The organism is Litorimonas cladophorae, from assembly GCF_014652455.1.
Lineage (GTDB): Bacteria > Pseudomonadota > Alphaproteobacteria > Caulobacterales > Maricaulaceae > Litorimonas > Litorimonas cladophorae.
Map to the genome: position 1 here is coordinate 709,514 of NZ_BMYV01000001.1, position 18,893 is coordinate 728,406.

General features: G+C 51.2%; 20 protein-coding genes. 11 read left to right on the forward strand and 9 right to left on the reverse strand.

The window, feature by feature from the left end; genetic code table 11:
- Positions 1 to 5 precede the first annotated feature (5 nt).
- The 6 genes from IE073_RS03470 to IE073_RS03495 all read left to right on the forward strand — a co-directional run bounded on the left by IE073_RS03470 (position 6) and on the right by IE073_RS03495 (position 7,753).
- Entirely contained in the window at positions 6 to 671 is a 666-nt protein-coding gene (locus tag IE073_RS03470; RefSeq protein WP_189581312.1) for a TRAP transporter small permease subunit, read from the forward strand.
- Positions 668 to 2,260 (forward strand): TRAP transporter large permease, encoded by a 1,593-nt coding sequence (locus tag IE073_RS03475; protein ID WP_189581314.1) that lies wholly within the window; start codon positions 668 to 670, stop codon positions 2,258 to 2,260. Before IE073_RS03470 ends, IE073_RS03475 begins: the two co-directional genes overlap by 4 nt.
- 76 nt (positions 2,261 to 2,336) lie before the next feature.
- On the forward strand, positions 2,337 to 2,900 hold the full coding sequence (locus IE073_RS03480) for a LemA family protein (RefSeq protein ID WP_189581316.1): 564 nt from the start codon (positions 2,337 to 2,339) through the stop codon (positions 2,898 to 2,900).
- Positions 2,901 to 2,943: 43 nt separating this feature from the next.
- Positions 2,944 to 4,011, forward strand: coding sequence for a M48 family metallopeptidase (locus IE073_RS03485; RefSeq protein WP_189581318.1), 1,068 nt, complete (start codon positions 2,944 to 2,946; stop codon positions 4,009 to 4,011).
- A 75-nt stretch (positions 4,012 to 4,086) separates the two neighbouring features.
- A complete protein-coding gene (locus IE073_RS03490) occupies positions 4,087 to 6,978 on the forward strand; it encodes a M16 family metallopeptidase (protein ID WP_189581320.1) in 2,892 nt (963 codons plus the stop codon).
- Positions 6,979 to 7,066: 88 nt separating this feature from the next.
- On the forward strand, positions 7,067 to 7,753 hold the full coding sequence (locus tag IE073_RS03495) for a lysoplasmalogenase family protein (RefSeq protein WP_189581322.1): 687 nt from the start codon (positions 7,067 to 7,069) through the stop codon (positions 7,751 to 7,753).
- Here IE073_RS03495 and IE073_RS03500 read toward each other — a convergent pair.
- The 3 genes from IE073_RS03500 to IE073_RS03510 all read right to left on the reverse strand — a co-directional run bounded on the left by IE073_RS03500 (position 7,725) and on the right by IE073_RS03510 (position 10,810).
- Positions 7,725 to 8,759: a threonine aldolase family protein gene (locus tag IE073_RS03500; RefSeq protein WP_189581324.1), complete on the reverse strand. Its 1,035-nt coding sequence runs from the start codon at positions 8,757 to 8,759 to the stop codon at positions 7,725 to 7,727. The genes IE073_RS03495 and IE073_RS03500 overlap by 29 nt on opposite strands.
- A gap of 632 nt (positions 8,760 to 9,391) precedes the next feature.
- The gene (locus IE073_RS03505) at positions 9,392 to 10,420 is read right to left on the reverse strand and encodes an aspartate-semialdehyde dehydrogenase (protein WP_189581327.1); all 1,029 of its coding nucleotides are present in this window, start codon (positions 10,418 to 10,420) and stop codon (positions 9,392 to 9,394) included.
- A gap of 84 nt (positions 10,421 to 10,504) precedes the next feature.
- Positions 10,505 to 10,810 (reverse strand): hypothetical protein, encoded by a 306-nt coding sequence (locus IE073_RS03510; protein WP_189581331.1) that lies wholly within the window; start codon positions 10,808 to 10,810, stop codon positions 10,505 to 10,507.
- Between the two features lie 50 nt (positions 10,811 to 10,860).
- Between IE073_RS03510 and IE073_RS03515 the strand changes: the two genes are divergently transcribed.
- Together IE073_RS03515 and IE073_RS03520 are read left to right on the forward strand one after the other, a co-directional pair.
- The gene (locus IE073_RS03515; RefSeq protein WP_189581334.1) at positions 10,861 to 11,337 is read left to right on the forward strand and encodes a hypothetical protein; all 477 of its coding nucleotides are present in this window, start codon (positions 10,861 to 10,863) and stop codon (positions 11,335 to 11,337) included.
- Entirely contained in the window at positions 11,330 to 11,809 is a 480-nt protein-coding gene (locus IE073_RS03520; protein ID WP_189581336.1) for a hypothetical protein, read from the forward strand. Before IE073_RS03515 ends, IE073_RS03520 begins: the two co-directional genes overlap by 8 nt.
- Here the strand turns inward: IE073_RS03520 and IE073_RS03525 are convergent.
- A complete protein-coding gene (locus tag IE073_RS03525) occupies positions 11,806 to 12,399 on the reverse strand; it encodes a DUF2799 domain-containing protein (RefSeq protein ID WP_189581339.1) in 594 nt (197 codons plus the stop codon). The two genes, IE073_RS03520 and IE073_RS03525, sit on opposite strands and share 4 nt — an antisense overlap.
- 111 nt (positions 12,400 to 12,510) lie before the next feature.
- Here IE073_RS03525 and IE073_RS03530 point away from each other — a divergent pair, with 111 nt between their 5' ends.
- The 3 genes from IE073_RS03530 (at position 12,511) to IE073_RS03540 (ending at position 15,581) form a co-directional block, all read left to right on the forward strand.
- A complete protein-coding gene (locus tag IE073_RS03530; RefSeq protein ID WP_189581342.1) occupies positions 12,511 to 13,536 on the forward strand; it encodes a patatin-like phospholipase family protein in 1,026 nt (341 codons plus the stop codon).
- Positions 13,537 to 13,659: 123 nt separating this feature from the next.
- Complete coding sequence (locus IE073_RS03535) at positions 13,660 to 15,000, forward strand: hypothetical protein (protein WP_189581345.1); 1,341 nt, start codon at positions 13,660 to 13,662, stop codon at positions 14,998 to 15,000.
- A gap of 38 nt (positions 15,001 to 15,038) precedes the next feature.
- A complete protein-coding gene (locus IE073_RS03540; RefSeq protein WP_189581348.1) occupies positions 15,039 to 15,581 on the forward strand; it encodes a hypothetical protein in 543 nt (180 codons plus the stop codon).
- Here IE073_RS03540 and IE073_RS03545 read toward each other — a convergent pair.
- The 5 genes from IE073_RS03545 to IE073_RS03565 all read right to left on the reverse strand — a co-directional run bounded on the left by IE073_RS03545 (position 15,578) and on the right by IE073_RS03565 (position 18,860).
- Positions 15,578 to 16,102: a gamma carbonic anhydrase family protein gene (locus tag IE073_RS03545; protein WP_189581351.1), complete on the reverse strand. Its 525-nt coding sequence runs from the start codon at positions 16,100 to 16,102 to the stop codon at positions 15,578 to 15,580. The genes IE073_RS03540 and IE073_RS03545 overlap by 4 nt on opposite strands.
- Positions 16,103 to 16,111: 9 nt before the next feature.
- Positions 16,112 to 16,327 carry a DUF3126 family protein gene (locus IE073_RS03550; RefSeq protein WP_189581354.1) on the reverse strand — a complete coding sequence of 72 codons (216 nt, stop codon included), beginning with the start codon at positions 16,325 to 16,327 and terminating at the stop codon, positions 16,112 to 16,114.
- A 9-nt stretch (positions 16,328 to 16,336) separates the two neighbouring features.
- The gene (gene cysE, locus IE073_RS03555; protein WP_233349785.1) at positions 16,337 to 17,155 is read right to left on the reverse strand and encodes a serine O-acetyltransferase; all 819 of its coding nucleotides are present in this window, start codon (positions 17,153 to 17,155) and stop codon (positions 16,337 to 16,339) included.
- A gap of 96 nt (positions 17,156 to 17,251) precedes the next feature.
- Positions 17,252 to 17,710: a preQ(1) synthase gene (queF, locus tag IE073_RS03560; RefSeq protein WP_189581357.1), complete on the reverse strand. Its 459-nt coding sequence runs from the start codon at positions 17,708 to 17,710 to the stop codon at positions 17,252 to 17,254.
- A 10-nt stretch (positions 17,711 to 17,720) separates the two neighbouring features.
- Positions 17,721 to 18,860: an acyltransferase family protein gene (locus tag IE073_RS03565; RefSeq protein WP_233349787.1), complete on the reverse strand. Its 1,140-nt coding sequence runs from the start codon at positions 18,858 to 18,860 to the stop codon at positions 17,721 to 17,723.
- Positions 18,861 to 18,893: the final 33 nt, after the last annotated feature.

Sequence of the window (18,893 nt, forward strand, 5' to 3'; positions counted from 1 at the left end):
CCGATATGACTGGGGGGATATTGCAAGCGATTGGCTGGGCGTTTCTCCCCTTTATCGCGTGGCCACTGGTTCATCTTCTCGCAGGCCAAAGAAAGGGGGTTCTGAGTTTCAGCCAAGCGCTGATCACGCTCATTGACCAGATCACCTTTTTTATCGGCGAGGCGACGAAGTGGTTGTTACCTTTGCTGGTCATCTCTGTTGCGGCGTCTGTCTTCGCCCTTTCCATCTTTGGCGTCACCACCACGAAATGGCTAGAGTCGGCAAAATACCTACAAGCGATCATCATTATGTTCGGCGCGGGCGCAACTTTGCTGGCAAGCCAGCACGTTCGCGTAGATATTTTCCACACAAACATGACGGATATTGGCAAAGCCCGCGTGGACCTCTTTGGATACTTCCTCCTCATGGTACCCGTCTGCATCTTGCTGGTTTGGAACGCGCAGAGCTTTGTCGCCTTTGCTTGGGCTATTCGTGAAGGCTCCAGCGAAGCGAATGGCATTCGGGGTGTATATCTTCTGAAAACGCTCATTCCTGTCTTTGCGATTACCATGATGGCGCAAGGCCTCGCGATAGCGACCCGCGCCGCCATGTGCCTGTCTGGTCAGGACCGTCCCTTGCGTCCTCGGGGGATACCTCCCTTCTTCCGATCACCTTGGGAGAGGCCTCAATGAGTGGCGCAGAAATTCTCGCCGCAATGATGTTTATCTCGGTCTGCGGCGCACTCATGGCAGGCTATAATGTTGCCTTTACATTGGCGGGTGTGTCCCTTTTCTTTGCAGGCATCGGCGTTTTGACGGGCACGTTTGATGCGGTCTATTTGCTCTCAACACCGGGCCGGATTTATCCCTTGATTACACGTGAAATTCTCATGGCTGTGCCCCTCTTTGTTTTCATGGGGGTGATGCTAGAGAAATCCCGCATCGCGGAAGATTTGCTAGAGAATATGGGAACGCTTTTCGGCCCTATGCGGGGCGGGCTTGGTATTTCTGTCATTTTCGTCGGTGCATTATTGGCGGCAAGTACGGGCATTGTCGGCGCAACGGTCGTCACAATGGGCCTCTTATCTTTGCCGACAATGTTAAATCGAGGCTACGCGCCGTCGCTGGCTTCTGCGTCAATTGCCGCCTCAGGGACATTGGGGCAAATCATCCCGCCCTCTATCGTCTTGGTCATTTTGGCCGACCAAATCTCAAATGCCTTCCAGGAAGCTCAACGCAGCTATGGCTTAGATACCGACAAAATTGTATCTGTCGGCGACCTCTTCGCGGGAGCGCTTTTACCAGGGTTCATCCTTGTGGGAGCCTATGCGCTCTATATTTTCTTTGTTGCCGTTATCCGTCCAGATGACGCCCCTGCACAAGACTGGCCCGAGGGTGCAAATGCAAAAGCCCTGCTTTGGCAGTCCTTCTTGTCCATGCTGCCTCCCATCTTCCTGATCATCGCCGTGCTGGGCTCAATTCTTTCGGGATATGCGACGCCAACTCGTGGGGCTGCTCTGGGCGCCTTAGGGGCGATATTGCTCGCTTGCTACAAAATACAAACTCCAACGCGATGGGGGCGCTGGGCGCGGCGTTTAGCATTTATATCGGCGGGGGCGCTCCTCGGTCTGGTCGCGCTTGATCTGACGGGTATCGATTTGCGTTTGTCGCAATCGGACTGGTCCGGCCAAGAACGCATTGCTGTTTTCATGGCCGGGGCATTAGCCCTCTTGGGCGGTTTGGGGGCCTTGATCGCAATGTTGCGATTAGGTCGGACAGGTGCGCTGGGCGATGTCTCACGCTCGACCCTGCACATCACAGCTATGGTCTTTGTCATCCTTATCGGCGCAACGATCTTCAGCCTCGTATTCCGCGGTTTTGGTGGCGATGAGATGGTTGCCCGTATGCTGGAACATGCCCCTGGAGGGCCAACTGGCGCGTTTATCCTTGTTATGGTGATGATGTTTATCTTGGGCTTCTTCCTCGACTTTATCGAAATTACCTTTGTTATCGTCCCGCTTGTCGCCCCGCCCTTGTTAGCCACTGGAATGGATCCCGTGTGGTTAGGTATCGTTATGGCCCTAAACTTACAGACCAGTTTTCTGACACCGCCATTTGGTTTCGCCTTATTTTATCTACGAGGTGTTGCGCCCCCCGAAGTCACGACCACGGCGCTGTACAGAGGTGTCCTTCCGTTCATCGCGATACAAATCGCTGTCATCGCACTTGTGATCGTCTTTCCCCAGCTCGCCACAGCCATCCCTGAGAGCCTACAGAAGTAAAGCGACTCGCAAGAATGGCTTGCACTGATAGGGTATTCGGCCCTATTTCGACTGTAGTGAAACAAGGGGAATACCTATGACCGTCCTTCTAATTATACTCGGTATCATCGCGCTGCTCGCGGTGTTTATTATCGGGATCTATAACCGCCTCGTCGCCTTGCGTCAGACGACCAACCAAGCTTGGTCGGATATTGAAGTCCAACTCAAGCAACGCCAAGACCTGGTCCCGCAGCTCGTCGCAACCGTCAAAGGTTATGCCAAACACGAAAAGTCGACATTCGAAGAAGTCGTCCAAGCCCGCGCCGCCGCAATGGGGGCCACGACGGTTCAAGGCCAAGCGCAAGCAGAAGGCATGCTCACCGCCGCCCTTGGCAAAATGTTTGCTTTGGCCGAAGCTTATCCGGAATTGAAAGCCAATACGAACTTCTTGCAACTGCAAGATCAGCTTTCAGATGTAGAGAACAAGATCGCCGCTGCGCGCCGCTTCTACAACAACTCCGTACAAGAATATAATACGGGCCGTGAACAGTTCCCAGCCGTCCTTATTGCTGGACCTTTCGGGTTCCGTGAGCGTGAATTCTTCGAAGCCCCTGAGGGTCGCGAAGTCTTGCAAACGGCCCCCGAAATCAACTTTGACTAAGGCAGTTAACCACGCTCGCCTGAATTTTTAGAAACGACCGCCCATGCTCGAAGCCTATGGCCTCAGGACGCATATTTGGAACAATAATCTCCGCAGCATTTTCCTGCTGATCGCGTTCCCAATTCTGCTTCTGTTTTTGGCCTATGGCATCCTGCTTGTGTTCTACGGCTTCACAAGTGACGGAAATATTGAGCAAGGTCTGCAAGCCGCGACAAACGCCATTCCGATGGCAGTACCAGCCACACTGGGTCTTGCGGGTGGTTGGTTTGGTATCGCCTTTTTCGGCCATCAAAAAATCATCAGCGCCTCTGTCAAATCTCGGGCGCTGAGCGAGTCTGAAGAACCCCGCGCCTACCGCATGTTGGAAGAGCTTTGCATCAGTCGCGGCCAGACCATGCCGCGCTTGAATGTCATTGAAACCCCGCAGATGAATGCTTTCGCCTCGGGAATACGCGACAGTAATTATCAAATAACCCTGACCCGCGGCCTTATGGATCGCTTGGACGATGCGGAGCTCAATGCCGTCATCGCCCATGAACTTTCTCACATACGGAACAAAGACGTTCGCATGTTGATCATCGCCGTTATCTTCGTTGGGATTTTTGCCTTTGTCGGTGAAAGTGTCGTGCGGGGCATATTCAGAACCAATCTCGGACGCACGAATAATCATCGGCGCAGCGGTGGCGGCAACGCGGGAGCCCTCATCGTTTTCGGATTTGTCATTATCGCCGTCGCCTATCTTTTCGCGGTTTTGATCCGTTTTACGCTCAGTCGGAAACGCGAATATATGGCAGATGCGGGGGCCGTCGAGTTGACGAAAGACCCTGACGCCATGATACGCGCGCTCGAGAAAATTTCCGGGAATGCACGATTGCAAAACGTGCCTGATGAAATCCGCGAGATGGCCCTGCATAATCCACGTGTCGGTCTTGCGGGTGCGTTTGCAACCCACCCCCCTATCGAAAAACGCATAGACGCGATCGTCAAATTTGGCGGTGGTCGTCGCGGAACACAAAGTGCCCCGCGTTCAAGATTACGCGAGACGGTGGAAACAAATGCCTTAAATGCACAGAAAACTGGCAAACCACGCGTCAATCCGTGGCAACGTTAAGCATGGCTTTGCCGCCGACTGCCTGATAGGCATAGCGCTAAACGATAAACCAAAACATGCCTTCAGGGGATCTAAATGACGTCCAAAATCAAATTACTCTTAGCATCAGCAGCAATTGGTCTCGCACTTTCGGCCTGTGGCGCCACAGATAGTGTCACCCCTGAAACACAAATTTCATTACCCACGGGCGTTACGCTAGTCGAAACGGTTAGTCCCGCAACAGGCGATCAAGTCGTTATTCCCTACACTAAATACAAACTCGACAATGGCCTGACAGTTGTGCTCCACGAGGACAAATCCGACCCTCTCGTCCATGTCGATGTCACCTATCACGTAGGTTCAGGCCGTGAAGAACCTGGTCGCTCTGGCTTTGCGCATTTCTTCGAACATATGATGTTTCAAGGCTCAGAGAACGTAGCCGACGAAGAGCATTTCAAAATTATCAGCGAGTCTGGCGGTACGCTGAACGGAACGACAAATGCGGACCGTACAAATTATTTCGAAACTGTTCCGTCTAACCAGTTGGAAAAAATGCTTTGGTTGGAAGCCGACCGCATGGGATTCTTCCTCGACGCCGTCACGCAACAAAAGTTTGAAGTTCAGCGCGAGACTGTGAAAAACGAACGCGGCCAGCGTGTAGATAACCGTCCCTACGGCCTTCTTTTTGAACGTGTGGGCGAAGCCATGTACCCTGAGGGCCACCCTTACAGCTGGTCAACAATCGGCTATCTCGAAGATCTTGACCGCGCCAGCCTTACAGACCTGAAAAAATTCTTCCTTAAATGGTACGGTCCAAACAACGCGACCCTCACAATTGGCGGTGACATGGACCCTGTGCAAACACTGGAGTGGGTCAAAACTTATTTCGGTACAATTCCCGCAGGACCAGAACATGACGATCCGGTCTTTGAGCCGATCACTTTAGACCAAGATCGTTATATTTCGCTGGAAGATAATGTGCAGTTGCCATTAATTTATATGGCGTGGCCAACCGTCCATGCGAACCATCCCGACGAAGCGCCTCTCGATGTGCTCGCCAATATCCTCGGCCAAGGCCAAACATCTTTGCTCTACCAAAGTGTCGTAAAACCTGGATTGACAGTCCAAGCGTCTTCAGGTCATGGCTGTCGCGAAATTCACTGTACGCTGACGCTACTCGGTGTTGCCAACCCGGCTAAAGTCCAAAAGCTTGGCGATCTTGAAGCCATCATGCGTGAAGCCTTCACAGAGTTTGAAGCCAGGGGCGTGATGGATGATGATCTGACTCGCGTAAAATCCGATATTGTATCGGGCATGATTTATGGCCTCGAGTCTGTTTCGGGGAAGATCAGCCAACTTGCGGCCTATGAAACCTATCGTGATAATCCAAACGGGATCGGCGACGATATTGCCCGCTATGAAGGCGTTACAAAAGCTGACGTCCTGCGGGTCTATGAGCAATATATCAAAAGCAAACCAGCTGTCGTCATGTCCATCGTGCCAAAGGGCAAGCCCGAAATGATCGCCAAAGCCGATACGTGGCAGCGCTACGAGCGCACCCTCCCCGACTTCTCTGGCGAAACTGACGAATTCAACTGGACGCGACCAACGGACCCAGAAGGTTTGGACCGTTCTGTTATGCCTGAACCCGGCCCGAACAACCCGCAAATCAAAGCCCCAGATACGTATGAGTTCTCTGTCGGCGACGGCATTGAAGTCTTGGGTGCGCGCAACACAGAAGTCCCCACAACGACCATCAGCTTGCGCATCAAAGCGGGTCAATCCCATGAAACCCTCGATAAATTGGGGCTAGCGGCAATGACGGCAGGCTTGTTGAACGAAGCGACCACGGAACGCACTGTCGAAGAGCTATCCAATGAGCTCGATAAACTTGGCTCATCTGTCTCGTTTAACGGCGGAGACACATTCTCAACGATGTATATTCGAACGCTATCCAAGAATCTCGACGCCACTATGGCGATTGCGATGGAAAAACTGCTCAAGCCCAAGTTTGATCAGGTCGATTTTGATCGCGATAAAGCAAACGCTTTGCAGGGCATCAAAGCCAATAAGAAAGAAGCCAGTGGCGTTGCTTCCAACCTCTTTAACAAAATTATGTATGGTACGGATAATCCGACGGCATATGCGGGTACCGGTACCGAAGAGACTGTCGAGAATATCACGCTGGACGATGTTAAAGCCTTCTATGCCGCGCATTATTCGCCAAAGATTGCATCAATTGTCGCCGTAAGTGACTTGGACGAAGCCGCGATGAAAAAAGCCCTCGCGCCTCTGTCGCAGTGGACAGGGGACGACGTGGCTGCAGCGGAAATGAAGCCCTTCCCGCAACTCTCGGGTGGTACGCTTTATTTCGTCGACAAGCCTGATGCAGCGCAAAGCGAAATCCGCATCGGTAAACGCGCGTTGCCTTACGACGCAACGGGCGAATACTATAAATCCAACATCATGAACTATCCGCTCGGCGGCGCGTTCAACAGTCGGATCAATTTGAATTTGCGTGAAGATAAGGGCTACACTTATGGTGCGCGCTCCTTCTTCAACGGCGATGAAAAAGGCGGCTGGTACCGCGCAGGTGCTGGTGTCCGCGCCGACGCAACAGCCGCTTCGATCGTCGAATTTGTCAATGAAATCAGATCCTACCATGAAGATGGCGCTACCGCCGAAGAACTTGCATTTACGCAAGCGTCTCTGGGTCAGTCCGACGCCAGAGCCTATGAAACCCCGCGTCAAAAGCTGGGTTTCCTTTCGCGTATGTCGACATATGGCTTGAAAGCCGACCACGTCGACGAGCAAGCGAAAATCCTTGAAGGAATGAGCAAAGCTGACATGGATAAATTGGCGGCAACGCATCTCAACCTGGATGACATGATCATGATCGTCGTCGGGGACAAAGCCAAAGTTTACGACGAGGTTGCCGCCCTCGGATATACAATGGTAGAAATCGACGCGGACGGTAACCCGATCTAGTCAAACCAATCTAATATTCGTTGAAGCCCGGCCTGAGCGTCGGGCTTTTTTATGCTCATTGATTGAGGCGGCCAAACAGGAGTTTCCGATGCGATCTCTTTTCCGAAACAACATCTTTCGCTTCGGAATGACTTTGTTTTTGACAGGGCTATACAGCCTCTTGCGCAACACAGAATGGTCAAGTGTCGTTAAACCCCTGCCGATCATCTTCTGGGCGTTGGTTGTAATGTTTTCGGCGAAACGTCCTGCTGCAGAATGGGTGGTCGCAAATCTATTTGCTGCAGCTCTTGGCGACGTATTATTGGACCTAGGGCCAGATTGGTTGCTGATCGCAACGCTACCATTTCTGGGGTCGACGTTACTCTTAGCGCTGGCTTTCCACCTTCGAGGACATGCTTTGGACGTCAACCTTGGACGAGGCGAAGACCTGCTGCTGTTGCTCCCTATCATTGCGCTGGCCGTGGGGTTTCATCTTTTCATGGCGCCAAGATTAGCAGATGCCGCTACGGTTGGTGCCGCTCTCTTGCTAATCTCATCTCTTTTACTCTGGAGAGCCCTTTCTCTTGTCATCAGCAGAGGAAATGCAGTCGACCCAACTCCAGTGCGGTTCATCGGTTTCCTGGGGGCTTGCGGCATCGTTACGAATTACATTTTGTATTCTATCAATATCGGATTGCACCCCGTTCCGCGCGATCTCGTCATACATGTTTATTTCTGGGGCCAGGCTTTCGCGGCTTGGAGTTTTCTTAAACCCGCTTGGAAAGTGCGGCGATAAAGCGATCGACTTGCGCCTCTGGCGTGGCCCATGATGTGACCAATCGTAGGGTCGCGTGATCTTCACCATGAGGTTCCCAAACATAAAACTTAAAATCCGCTTCCAGAGATTTCACAAGATGATTGGGAAGCATTGGGAAGATTTGATTTGTCTGTGTTTGACTGGCTAGCGCAAAGCCATTCGCCACAATACCTTTTGATAGTTTGGAAGCTAAATCATTCGCGTAGCGACTAGCATTGAAAAACAAATCCGTTTCGAACAAAATTTGAAACTGGAGCCCGAATAGCCGCCCTTTGGCCAGCAAGGCACCGCGTTGTTTGACGTGAAACGCAAAGTCTTTCGCAAACTCAGGACGATTTATGACGATTGCCTCCCCGATCAGCGCGCCGGCTTTTGTCCCGCCAATCCAAAATACATCCGTCAGTTCAGCCAGATCAGCCAAGGTCAGGTCGTTGTCTGCCGCGCACAGGGCGGCCCCCAATCGCGCGCCATCGACCATAAGAAGCAAATCATGAGATCGACACACCTGCGCTAAATCTGTCAAATCTGATTTGGTGTAGATGCGTCCAGTTTCGGTCGCGTTTGACAGATAAACAAGACGCGGCTTCACCATGTGGGGGGCTTGCGCATTTTGCGCCAACACCGACAAGACATCCTCTGGCGCGAGCTTTCCGCAAGGCTTGTCAACGGTCAGGATTTTATGCCCTACCGCCTCAACCGCCCCTGTCTCACGGGACACGATATGACCCGTTGCAGCGGAGATGATGGCTTCATGCGGCCTTAAAAGACTCGCGATGATCGTCAGATTTGCAAGCGTTCCTCCCGCGACGAAGAAAATGTTGGAATCTGCATGACCCAAATGCGCGCGGATAAGCTCTCGAGCGCGAATGGAGAAGTCATCTGCGCCATAGGCCGTCTGCTGAGACATGTTCGTCCGCGCCAACGCTTCCAATATCGTAGGGTGACACCCCTCGCTGTAATCATCCAAAAAGCTAAATTTTTCCATGATCTCATCTAGGGACAAAAGACGAGGCAGTGCAATCACTTCAACTGCGGGAAGCTACACAGTGTTGAAGTCTGGATGGATAACGCCTTTCAATGAGAGGCATTCTAAAACCGGTAGAAACAGTGAACGGGATTATTGATCCGCACTTTTCCAGCGTAAACAGAGATATTGAACAAATGAAATCAAGGATTTGAAACTATTTCAAAGAGATGCGTCCCCGCTCTGCTTTTCAGCCTTATGTTTAAATGGTTCTTTCGGACACGGGACAGGCAAGTGATCATTGACTGTGCAGTGTTTTTAAAAAACATCGCACTGGTGCATTTTACCTTCGGTATATTGCGCTAGCTCGTTCGGAAGACGGTGTGCTTAGGTATATTTGGTAATGCGAATATACAGGAGCCTGAGGGTGTGAGCAGAACTGTCTGGAACGACAGGATATAAATTCCGGCCGCCTTCCGCAAAACACCGCCGCGTGGTCGTGCAATTTAGCGAGAGTTAAAATGCACATCGATATTCGCGTAAAATACTTTCCTATCTCGGTACTCCGTCGTGAGTATCGGCCACGCGGACTGTCCCGCCTACTTTCGGCCTTTCCCAAGATGGACGGCAGGCGTCTCCGCCTGCCAGACACATTACTTAGACTGCGCGTTCCGTGGCAATTTACGGTTGGCGAGCAATTCTGCGATTTGAACGGTGTTCAAGGCTGCACCTTTGCGGAGGTTATCAGACACAACCCACATGTTCAGCGTGTTATCCTGCGTGCTGTCTTCGCGAATACGAGAAACGAATGTTGCGAACTCGCCCACACATTCAACGGGTGTAACATAGCCGCCGTCTTCGCGTTTATCGACAACCATGATACCCGGGCTTTCACGCAGTAACTCATGCGCATCCTCTGCGCTCAACTCATTTTCAAACTCAATGTTTAGAGCTTCGGCATGGCCGACAAATGTAGGCACGCGGACACAGGTGGCTGTAACTTTGATCTTTGGATCGAGAATGCGCTTCGTCTCAACATTCATCTTCCACTCTTCTTTCGTCTCACCACTATCCATGAAGATGTCGATATGCGGAATCACGTTGAAGGCGATTTGTTTGGTGAAGTTGATCGGTTGGAAATGATCGTTGGAATAAATGCCCTTGGTCTGCAACCAAAGCTCATCCATATTTTTCTTCCCTCCACCCGACACGGATTGATAGGTCGAAACAACAACGCGTTTAATCGTGGCGCGATCATGCAGCGGCTTTAGCGCAACAACCATTTGGATTGTCGAACAGTTCGGATTTGCGATGATCCCTTTTTTGAAATTCATGACTTCATCGGCATTCACTTCTGGCACGATCAAAGGCACGTCTGGGTCCATACGCCAAGCCGAGGAGTTATCGATCACAATTGCGCCCGCAGCGGCAATCTTAGGCGACCAAATTTTCGATACGTCACCGCCAGCACTCATCAACGCGATATCAACTGTGGTGAAATCAAACTTATCGAGATCGACGCATTTGAGGTCTTTGTCGCCGTAGCTGACAATGCGGCCGACGGATTTGCGACTGGCAACGGCGTGAACTTCGTCAACTTGAAGGTCGCTCTCGGACAAAATCGTGAGCATTTCTGTCCCGACGTTACCTGTGGCACCCACGACGGCGATACGATAGCCCATGATGATCTCCAATATGATCGGTTAAGAAAAGCGTGCGGGCCATACGCGGAAGCCCCGCTAATCGCAAGGCTTTCTGCCGTCAAATTACCGTTTTCGGCGCATCCGTAGCCAAACCGAAAATGCAATCAGTCCAACGAAGCCAAAGCCTGCGGCTTCCAGCTTTGTCACGCCAAATAACCAAGGGGACGTCCAGCCCGACATGCCTTCAAATCCACCCGAAACACCGTTCAGCATGATTACGCCTAAAAGCACTGCGAAAAGTGCTAAAACGCCCATGATCATAAACATGGCGTTGTAGAACCGTTGATCAGACGCACGCTGGCTCGCTTTACGTTCTTGAACACGTTGATAGCGCGATGCGCGGCGGAGGCGTTTATCTGGATCCGTCATGACCGAACCCTAACATGGCATCTGCGCAAATCCATGCTAAAGCTTCAGTTATGAGATATGTCACCCTGCTCCTGATGATCACAATTTCGTTGTCTTGGCCGTTGTGCATTAGCGCTCAAGCCCAAAATATGGGACCTGATGAGAGCTATCCCGATGTCGAATATGAAAAGCCACTTTCCCAAGAACAGCTCAGCTTGGTCTTCAGCGGCAAGACCCATCAAGGCAGCTATAATTTCCTCAATCGCGACATTTCAACCTTCGCCTTTAAAGAAACCACGGCCAAAGACGGTCGCATTCGTCACGTTCAACAAGGGCATGTGGACACTGGGACTTGGAACATTGCGGGAGATCAGATCTGTTATAATTATGACGATCCAAGACTGCTTCAGGCCTGTTTCAAAATCTATGCGCGTGGTAATTGCTATTATCATTACCAAGTCAGTGTTGAAGGCACGCCTCAATTCGGTTTCACCGCCCGAACAATCATTGCTGGTCAGACACCAAGTTGCGAGCCGTCCCTTGTTTAAGCCGCATGTCATACCGCGCACTATTCTCTCCATCGCCTGTTGGGCTTTGCCGCAAAGCGGTGTGGCACAAACGCAAGACACAGATATTCGGCCCAATGCCAATCAACTCGTCGGAGATGAGATTAAATCCGTATTCTCTGGCGCAACAATGGACGGTGCCTATAATTTCGGTCGTAACGGTATGGCGCAATCCTTCTATGTGGAGGAACATAAGCCGGACGGCACTCTAACTTACCGTGAAGGTGACGACATAGAGCCGGGGCGTTGGTTCGTTCGGCGCGACGCCATATGCTATATGTATCCGTCCAATCAACTCGCCGGGGGCTGCTTTCGCGTTTACCAAATAAAGAACTGTTACTACTTCTATTCAACATTGCGGCAGCAAGCGCAGCATGAGCTAGGAGAAGACTATTGGACGGCTCGCTCAGTTAAAAAGGGAGAACGAGCTGGCTGCGAACAAGCCGTTAGCTAAGCCCCATCTTCATAGGGCGGTTTGAGGTCGACTTTTGGCCAGCCCTGAACCCGTTCGAAGGCGCGAATATCAATTCGGTTTTCATCTAGCTCGCGCTGCAATCGACGTTCTTTCTTGCGCAGGCGCTTGCGTTCATCTGCATCTAATGTTTGGACTGAGAGGCGGCCTGACACATTCATCAAAGCCGTTCGCGTTGCCTCATAGGCCTCTAACAAATCATCATATTCACGTCGGATTTCATAGAGGACTCGGCCTTCATCATATCCATCGAAATATGGGGTCGCATTGATTTCACGACATTCAGGTTTCAAAGAACTTCCATCTTCGCCGTGATTAAACCCACGGTCATATGAACAATATAGCGGCAATCCTTGGTCATAACCCAGTCGGTATTGGGCCGCATTGGCAGACACGCCATATTTGGCGCAGGTTTCGGCGATTTTGGTAAACCTCCCCCGCGACTCACCATTTCGACCATCTTCATACCCAAGGGATTCCCAACTCCCTGCGATGCAGCTATCCTCAGAGATGGTTGCGCACCCCGTCGACAGAACCGCGAAACTCGCCAATATCCAAGATGTGCGTAACATTTTGCCCTCCAGTTACCCTGTTGAACCATACTCCACCAAAATAAAGCCTGAAGCCCGTGTTCATTCTCAACTCATCTTGCGCATGAGGCATCTTTTGTACAGAGTCACACAATGCGGATCGAACCACACTCACTTGGAACAGGCCAACGCGCCCCCATTGGATTAGCCCTAGGTGGCGGAGTTGCGAGAGGTTGGGCCCATATTGGCGCGATGCGAGCCTTGATTGAGGCTGGCATCAAACCCGATATTATTGCCGGAACGTCAATTGGCGCAATTGTTGGCGCGGCCTATCTATCAGGCAAACTTGACGTATTGGAGAAATGGGCGCGATCTCTCACGCAACGCAAGATGATGGGATATATGGACGTCCGCTGGGGAGGATCAGGCCTCATGCGCGGCGAACGGCTTGCCAGAGTTTTGAACCATTATATGGGCGACGTAAATATTGAAGACCTCGACCGAAAGTTTGCCGCCGTCACATGTGATCTCCGCACTGGATATGAAGTCTGGTTGCAACGCGGACCCATAGTTCCAGCCATCCGCGCCTCCTATGCCCTACCTGGTGCATTTGAACCCGTCAAAGTCGACGGCCGCTTCATGATAGACGGTGCATTGGTCAACCCAGTTCCAGTCTCCGCCTGCCGCGCCTTGGGCGCACATATGGTGATTGCTGTTAGTTTGAATGGCGATGCTTTCGGTCCGATGGGAACCAGCCACGAATTAGATATGGATGATGATGGGGAAGAGGACGACACCGACCCCTTCGGAATTGCAAGTCACAGTCTAAACAAGTTGCGGCCCGATCGACTGCTTCTTAAATCTATGCTTGGTGGCGTTAAACCTGGCAAAAGCCCAAAAATTGGGTCTGTGATGATGGGGACACTGAATATCGTTATGGATCGAATTTCCCGTTCTCGTTTGGCGGGTGACCCGCCAGATGTCTTCGTCGCGCCCCGAATCGGTCACATCGGCATGCTGGAATTTACAAAAGCAGATGAGTTGATCGAACGCGGTTACGCCGCCATGCAACATGAAATTCCGTTGATTCGGTCCGTAATGGACGTGCTGTCTCAAATGCCCTCTGCTGTGCCACTCGCCGACGCAGAAACCCCGCCCCAGAACGCCTCCACAAAGTAAAAAGCGTCTTTAAACAAAGCTAGGGTGGTTAATCTTCTCCCCGCGGCTTCCTCATCGACAAAGTCTTCGCCTTTAAGGTGAACTTACTCGCGTGGTTTGATCTTCAATGCCAAAGACCAATTCATGTCGCAATTGCAGTCTTTCATCGGTGCCAATGACAATTCCCCAGCTTGGGTAATGCGCTCGCACTTGCCTGATCGGAAGAAGACTGCCCCTCGTCTGCAATTGCTTCCGTCTCCGAAAAAAGAGCGGTCATTTGCAACGGGATTCATGTGGCTAGTTCCATTAGCCGCGTTTGCAGCCGGCCTGGCCGCATGGTGGTATCGTTTACCAGCCGAAAATCTAGTTTGGCCAGCCGCTTCAATTGGAACCATACTGATCGGTGTTGCCGCATTGTCTCGTTCGGCTTGGCGGATCAAAAACTTCAGCACACTCATGGCGATAGGCGCCTTTTCCACCGCGTTATTCGCGGCCGCATCTCAAGCGGGAATAACGCTATATGCGACTGACATTTCGGTGATAGCCTCTGCAACGTCTATTACACTCGCATGGGTTTTTAAATCCCGACCTGCCTTGATGTTAAGTGGGTTCTCGGCCTTGGTCTTGTTGGCCAGTTTAACCCCCGAAATCAGTACGGGACTAGGGATCGGCGCACCAACATCACAAGGTTGGTTACCCCTGTTTCCCGTGCTGATCGGAGCACAGGCACTCTTAGCCATGAAAGTCGGCTCACATGGCACTTTGTTTGTCACGATAGTCGCCGCTTACGGATATGTTGTGACAATCGGTTCTGGTCTTCCGCCCCTACCGCTTGCAGGGTTTATATTTGCCGTGGCTGCAGCCCATTATCGTCTAGGGAAAGCTTGGGCTGATACTGCTGTCTTCGCCGCGCGGCTGCATATCAATATAGGGTGGGTTATGGCTTTGGGCGCAGCCTTTTATGTACAGTCTCATTGGTTAACTGCAGACGCCAGCCACACAGAAACGCTTTGGCCTGCCAACCGAATGTGGATGACAGCAGTCGGACTAGCTGCATTCGCGCTCTTTTTGTCATCAATAATGAGATACAAGCACTCCCAGATAACGCTCACAGGGATATTTCTGGTCAGTTCCTCTGCACTCGTAATTCCTGTCGCGTCTGTTCGCCCCGACTTGTTGTATTTTGTATTTGACGCTGTGCCAGGTTTGCCAGCACGCCCCGGTTTCGGCGTTCTCATTGGCGCTGTTATAATTGCCAGCGGCGTCGCGTGGGTCGTGAATGGAATTCGAAAATCAGAGTTTTTTGAAATGACACTCGGAGCACTGGTCATCGTGATGCAGGTTTTAATCCTGTTCAATCCAAATTTTATGACGATGGATTTTGCAATCGTCTTCACTCTGGCACTCATCTGCGCCCTCTGTGTTAGCGGGCTAATCGCAGGCACGAGTTTAAATCATGCCAGACCCGCGAAGCGCTACGGTTAAAGCTATCCCAAAGCCTCGAATCAAGTGTATCAGGGCCTATGCAGCCTAACGAAGGACACTCACAACCACCCGCCGGCGATCAGCGCCAGTGGTTCATCCAAGTTGAAGGCCAAGCCTACGGGCCATTCGAAGACCGCACGTTGTGGCAATATATGAATGAAGGACGTGTCAGTGCTCAGTCTCTGATCAGCAAAGCGCCAAACACAGGGTATCTTCCCGTATCTGCCGACCCTAGCCTGATGAATTGGCTGGCGCAGATTCCTGCGGCCGCCCCTGCCGAGCCTGAAAAAGACGCCGCGCCGACCGTATTCATGATCATGGGCGAAATCCGTTCAGGTCGCGGGATGGATTTCATGCAAACGTTACAAAGCCTAGGGCCGACACAGCGTCTAGGATCAACGGTTTGGTTATTACAGACCAGAACGGATGCCGAAACGCTTCGCGATATTCTGAGCCAACCGTTATCTTCAAACGACCGATTATTCGTCTTAGACAGTTTTGCCAATCAAACCGCTTGGTTCAATTTGTCACCCGAGATGGATACCCAAATTCCTGCGCTCTGGGATATCGAACGACCTTAATCGACGCGCTCTAGACCTTTGCGGAAACGAGAGGCATTTGCGACGTAGAACTGCGCACCTAATTTCACTCTAGCCGCTTGCTCGGGCGTTAGGGTCTTTACGACCTTCCCTGGCGAACCCATGACGACAGAGTTATCTGGAATGACTTTGCCCTCTGTGATTAAGGCATGCGCGCCGATCAGACAGTTTTCCCCGATCTGCGCCCCGTTCAAAATCGTCGCACCGATCCCGACAAGGGTTCCGTTTCCAATCGTGCAGCCATGTATCATAGCCAAATGCCCAATCGTCACATCTTCGCCTATTTTTAGAGGCGATCCCGGATCGGAATGACAGACAGAGCCATCTTGAATATTTGAGCGAGCGCCAATTTGGATCGGCTCATTATCGCCACGAACTGTCGCGCCGAACCAAACCGAACTCCCTTCGGCCATGATAACATTACCGATAACTGAGGCCGTTTCCGCAACCCAAGCACTGTCGTGGCAATCAGGCGAATGCGAATCGAGTCGATAAACAGCCATTTACGCCCCCTAGCCTGCGTCTAAATCGTCTTGCAGGATAGAGATATTCAAGTCGTAAGAGATGTCATCTTTGTCTTCATCATCAATATATAAAAGTCCGAGAATCTCGTCATCAAGATAGACTTCAACACTGTCTTTGACCTTCCGCGGCTTTAACGTCACGGTTTCTGTTCCGAAACGTTTGCGCAAGTAAGACTGAACCTGAGAGATTTGCTGAGGAGTCATAATTCTATCCTAAAGTGTTTGATCCATTGAATCGGCAGGATTTCCGCAGCACGGTCCGCCGATAGGTTTGGCAGGTACACCTGCCACTGTACAATTATCTTCCACAGGCTTCAAAACGACGGACCCAGCCGCAATTTTTGCTCCATTTCCGATGCGAATATTTCCGAGAACCGATGCATTTGCGCCAATCAAAACGCGATCACCGATTTTAGGATGACGGTCTTCTTCTGCTTTGCCCGTACCGCCCAATGTAACGCCCTGCAAAATTGAGCAATCATCGCCGACCACCGCAGTTTCACCCATGACGAACCCTGTCGCATGATCAAGCATGACGCCGCAGCCAATACGAGCGGCTGGGTTAATATCCACGCCGAAAAGCTCAGAGCTGCGATTCTGCAGATGGAACGCCACGAGATCCCGGCCCTCATTCAACAGGGCATGAGCTAATCGATGCGTTTGGATTGCCATGAAACCTTTGAAATAAAGGAAGCATTGCAGGTAGGTTTGACAGGCTGGATCACGCTCCCGCACGGCTTCCAAATCTCGTGCAATACACGCAATAAGGCTGGGGTCACTTGATATGGCTTCGCTCAACACTTTGCGCATTTTCAGTGCCGAAAAATCAGACGTCGCGAGTTTCTCGGACAAGTGATTGACGAGTGCTCCACCCAAATCGTTTTGGTCTAGTATCGTCGCATGTAACAGCGAAGACATTGCGACCTCGCGCACAGCATAGGATGCTGCTTCTTCTTGCAAAACAGACCAGACGCAAACGTCCTTTGTGTCGTTACAGTCTTCCATATGATTTGAAACAATCAAGCTCGGCATAGTCGGCGTCCTAACGCGGTTCGTCCCTAACCTAGATGTGAAGCGGCTCAAACCCAAGTAAAAAGCCATAAATGGCTATATTACGATTCCGTGACCCTAACCGCGACCTCGGTATGGTGGCACGCCTTGATCTGGTATCCACAGGCCTTCAGGGGCTTTGCCGAATTGATAAAACACATCAATCGGAATCCCCCCGCGCGGATACCAATATCCGCCAATACGGAGCCATTTAGGCGCAATTTCTTTTACAAGTCGCTGCCCAATACCTGTTGTACAGGCTTCATGAAAATCGCCATGATTTCTGTAACTTCCAAGGAACAGTTTAAAGGCTTTGCTTTCGACAATCCATTCGTCAGGACAATAATCAACGACCAAATGCGCGAAATCAGGCTGACCTGTCACAGGGCAAATTGACGTAAATTCGGGCGCAACGAGGCGGACCATATACTGCTCATCACATGGGTTTTTCACACGTTCCAAAATCGCTTCATCTGGATTTTGCGGGAGACCTTGCTGTTGGCCCAACTGGTCTAATTTTTCGTAACGATCTGACATAACGGGCGCGTTAACCTGAAGAACCTGAATTCGCAACCCGCTTTTCAGACGCAGGCCAGTTCCGGATCATCCGGCCACCCGGCAACTCAACAAATCGATAGGTCAAAGTTGACACGCCGATAACAACGCAGAGGTATAAAATTAGCCACGCATCGCCTTCCCAACCTGAGGGCAGTCCTCCCGTCAGTCGTTTGATCAATATTGCGAAACCAATCGCAATGATTACGTGCGTAAGATAAACTGAGTAGGAAATCTTGGCGAGATACCGAAAAATTGGATGCGACATGAACCGTGATATGGCGCCACCATCCATAGCAAAGACCAAAATGAAGACAAAAAGGATCGGCGCGACGAAGAATTGTCCGGAACCGCCCGAATAAATAACAAAGCAAATGCTGGCGCCGACGACAACGCACTCGACTATAGTGCGACCAAAACCCGGAAGATTGCTAAAAGCGTTGCGAACGCGGTTAAAACTCGCAGCAGCGAGAACACCCGTAAAAAATCCAGCGAGACAGCGCCAGAAACCATAATCATATGTGATATTCATGTCCGGTTTTACGCGGGAAAGCGCGAAATAAATTACAGCGACGCCGAGACCTATGATCAGAAAATGAGTCAACCGTTTTGGCTTCACCCACAACATCAAGCACACGAATACGATATACGTCCAAAACTCCGCTCCAATCGTCCAGCTTGGAGGATTGAAGGTCAAACTATCTGAAAGCCCCATTGTATGGGTGAGCGTTAAGTGTTGCAGGAGAGCAAACCAGTTGTCCTGCGCACCGTCATGAAACGGTAGAATCTCGCCAGGGAGGTGCTCCGCAAGCCCCACTTTGTGAGCCAATAGTCGCGTCATAGCAAAGGCAACGAACACAATCAGCATGAAAAGGTGCAACGGATAAAGCCGTGCAAAACGCCGTTTTAGAAACTTCCGCGCATCCCCCACAGAGTCAAGTTTTTCGGCATATAAACGCCACATGAGAAAACCAGACAGCGCGAAAAAAAGATCAATGATCACAGGGCCATTGTTAAAGAAGGCCCAGCCATTGGGATGGCTCAGCCAGATCGTATGGTAAATCGCGACAAAAACGGCTAAAAGCCCTCGGAACCCATCCAGTGCGGCGAAATATTCGGTCGTCTCCCGCATTTGATGTGATCCGCTAGCGTTCATAACGATGGC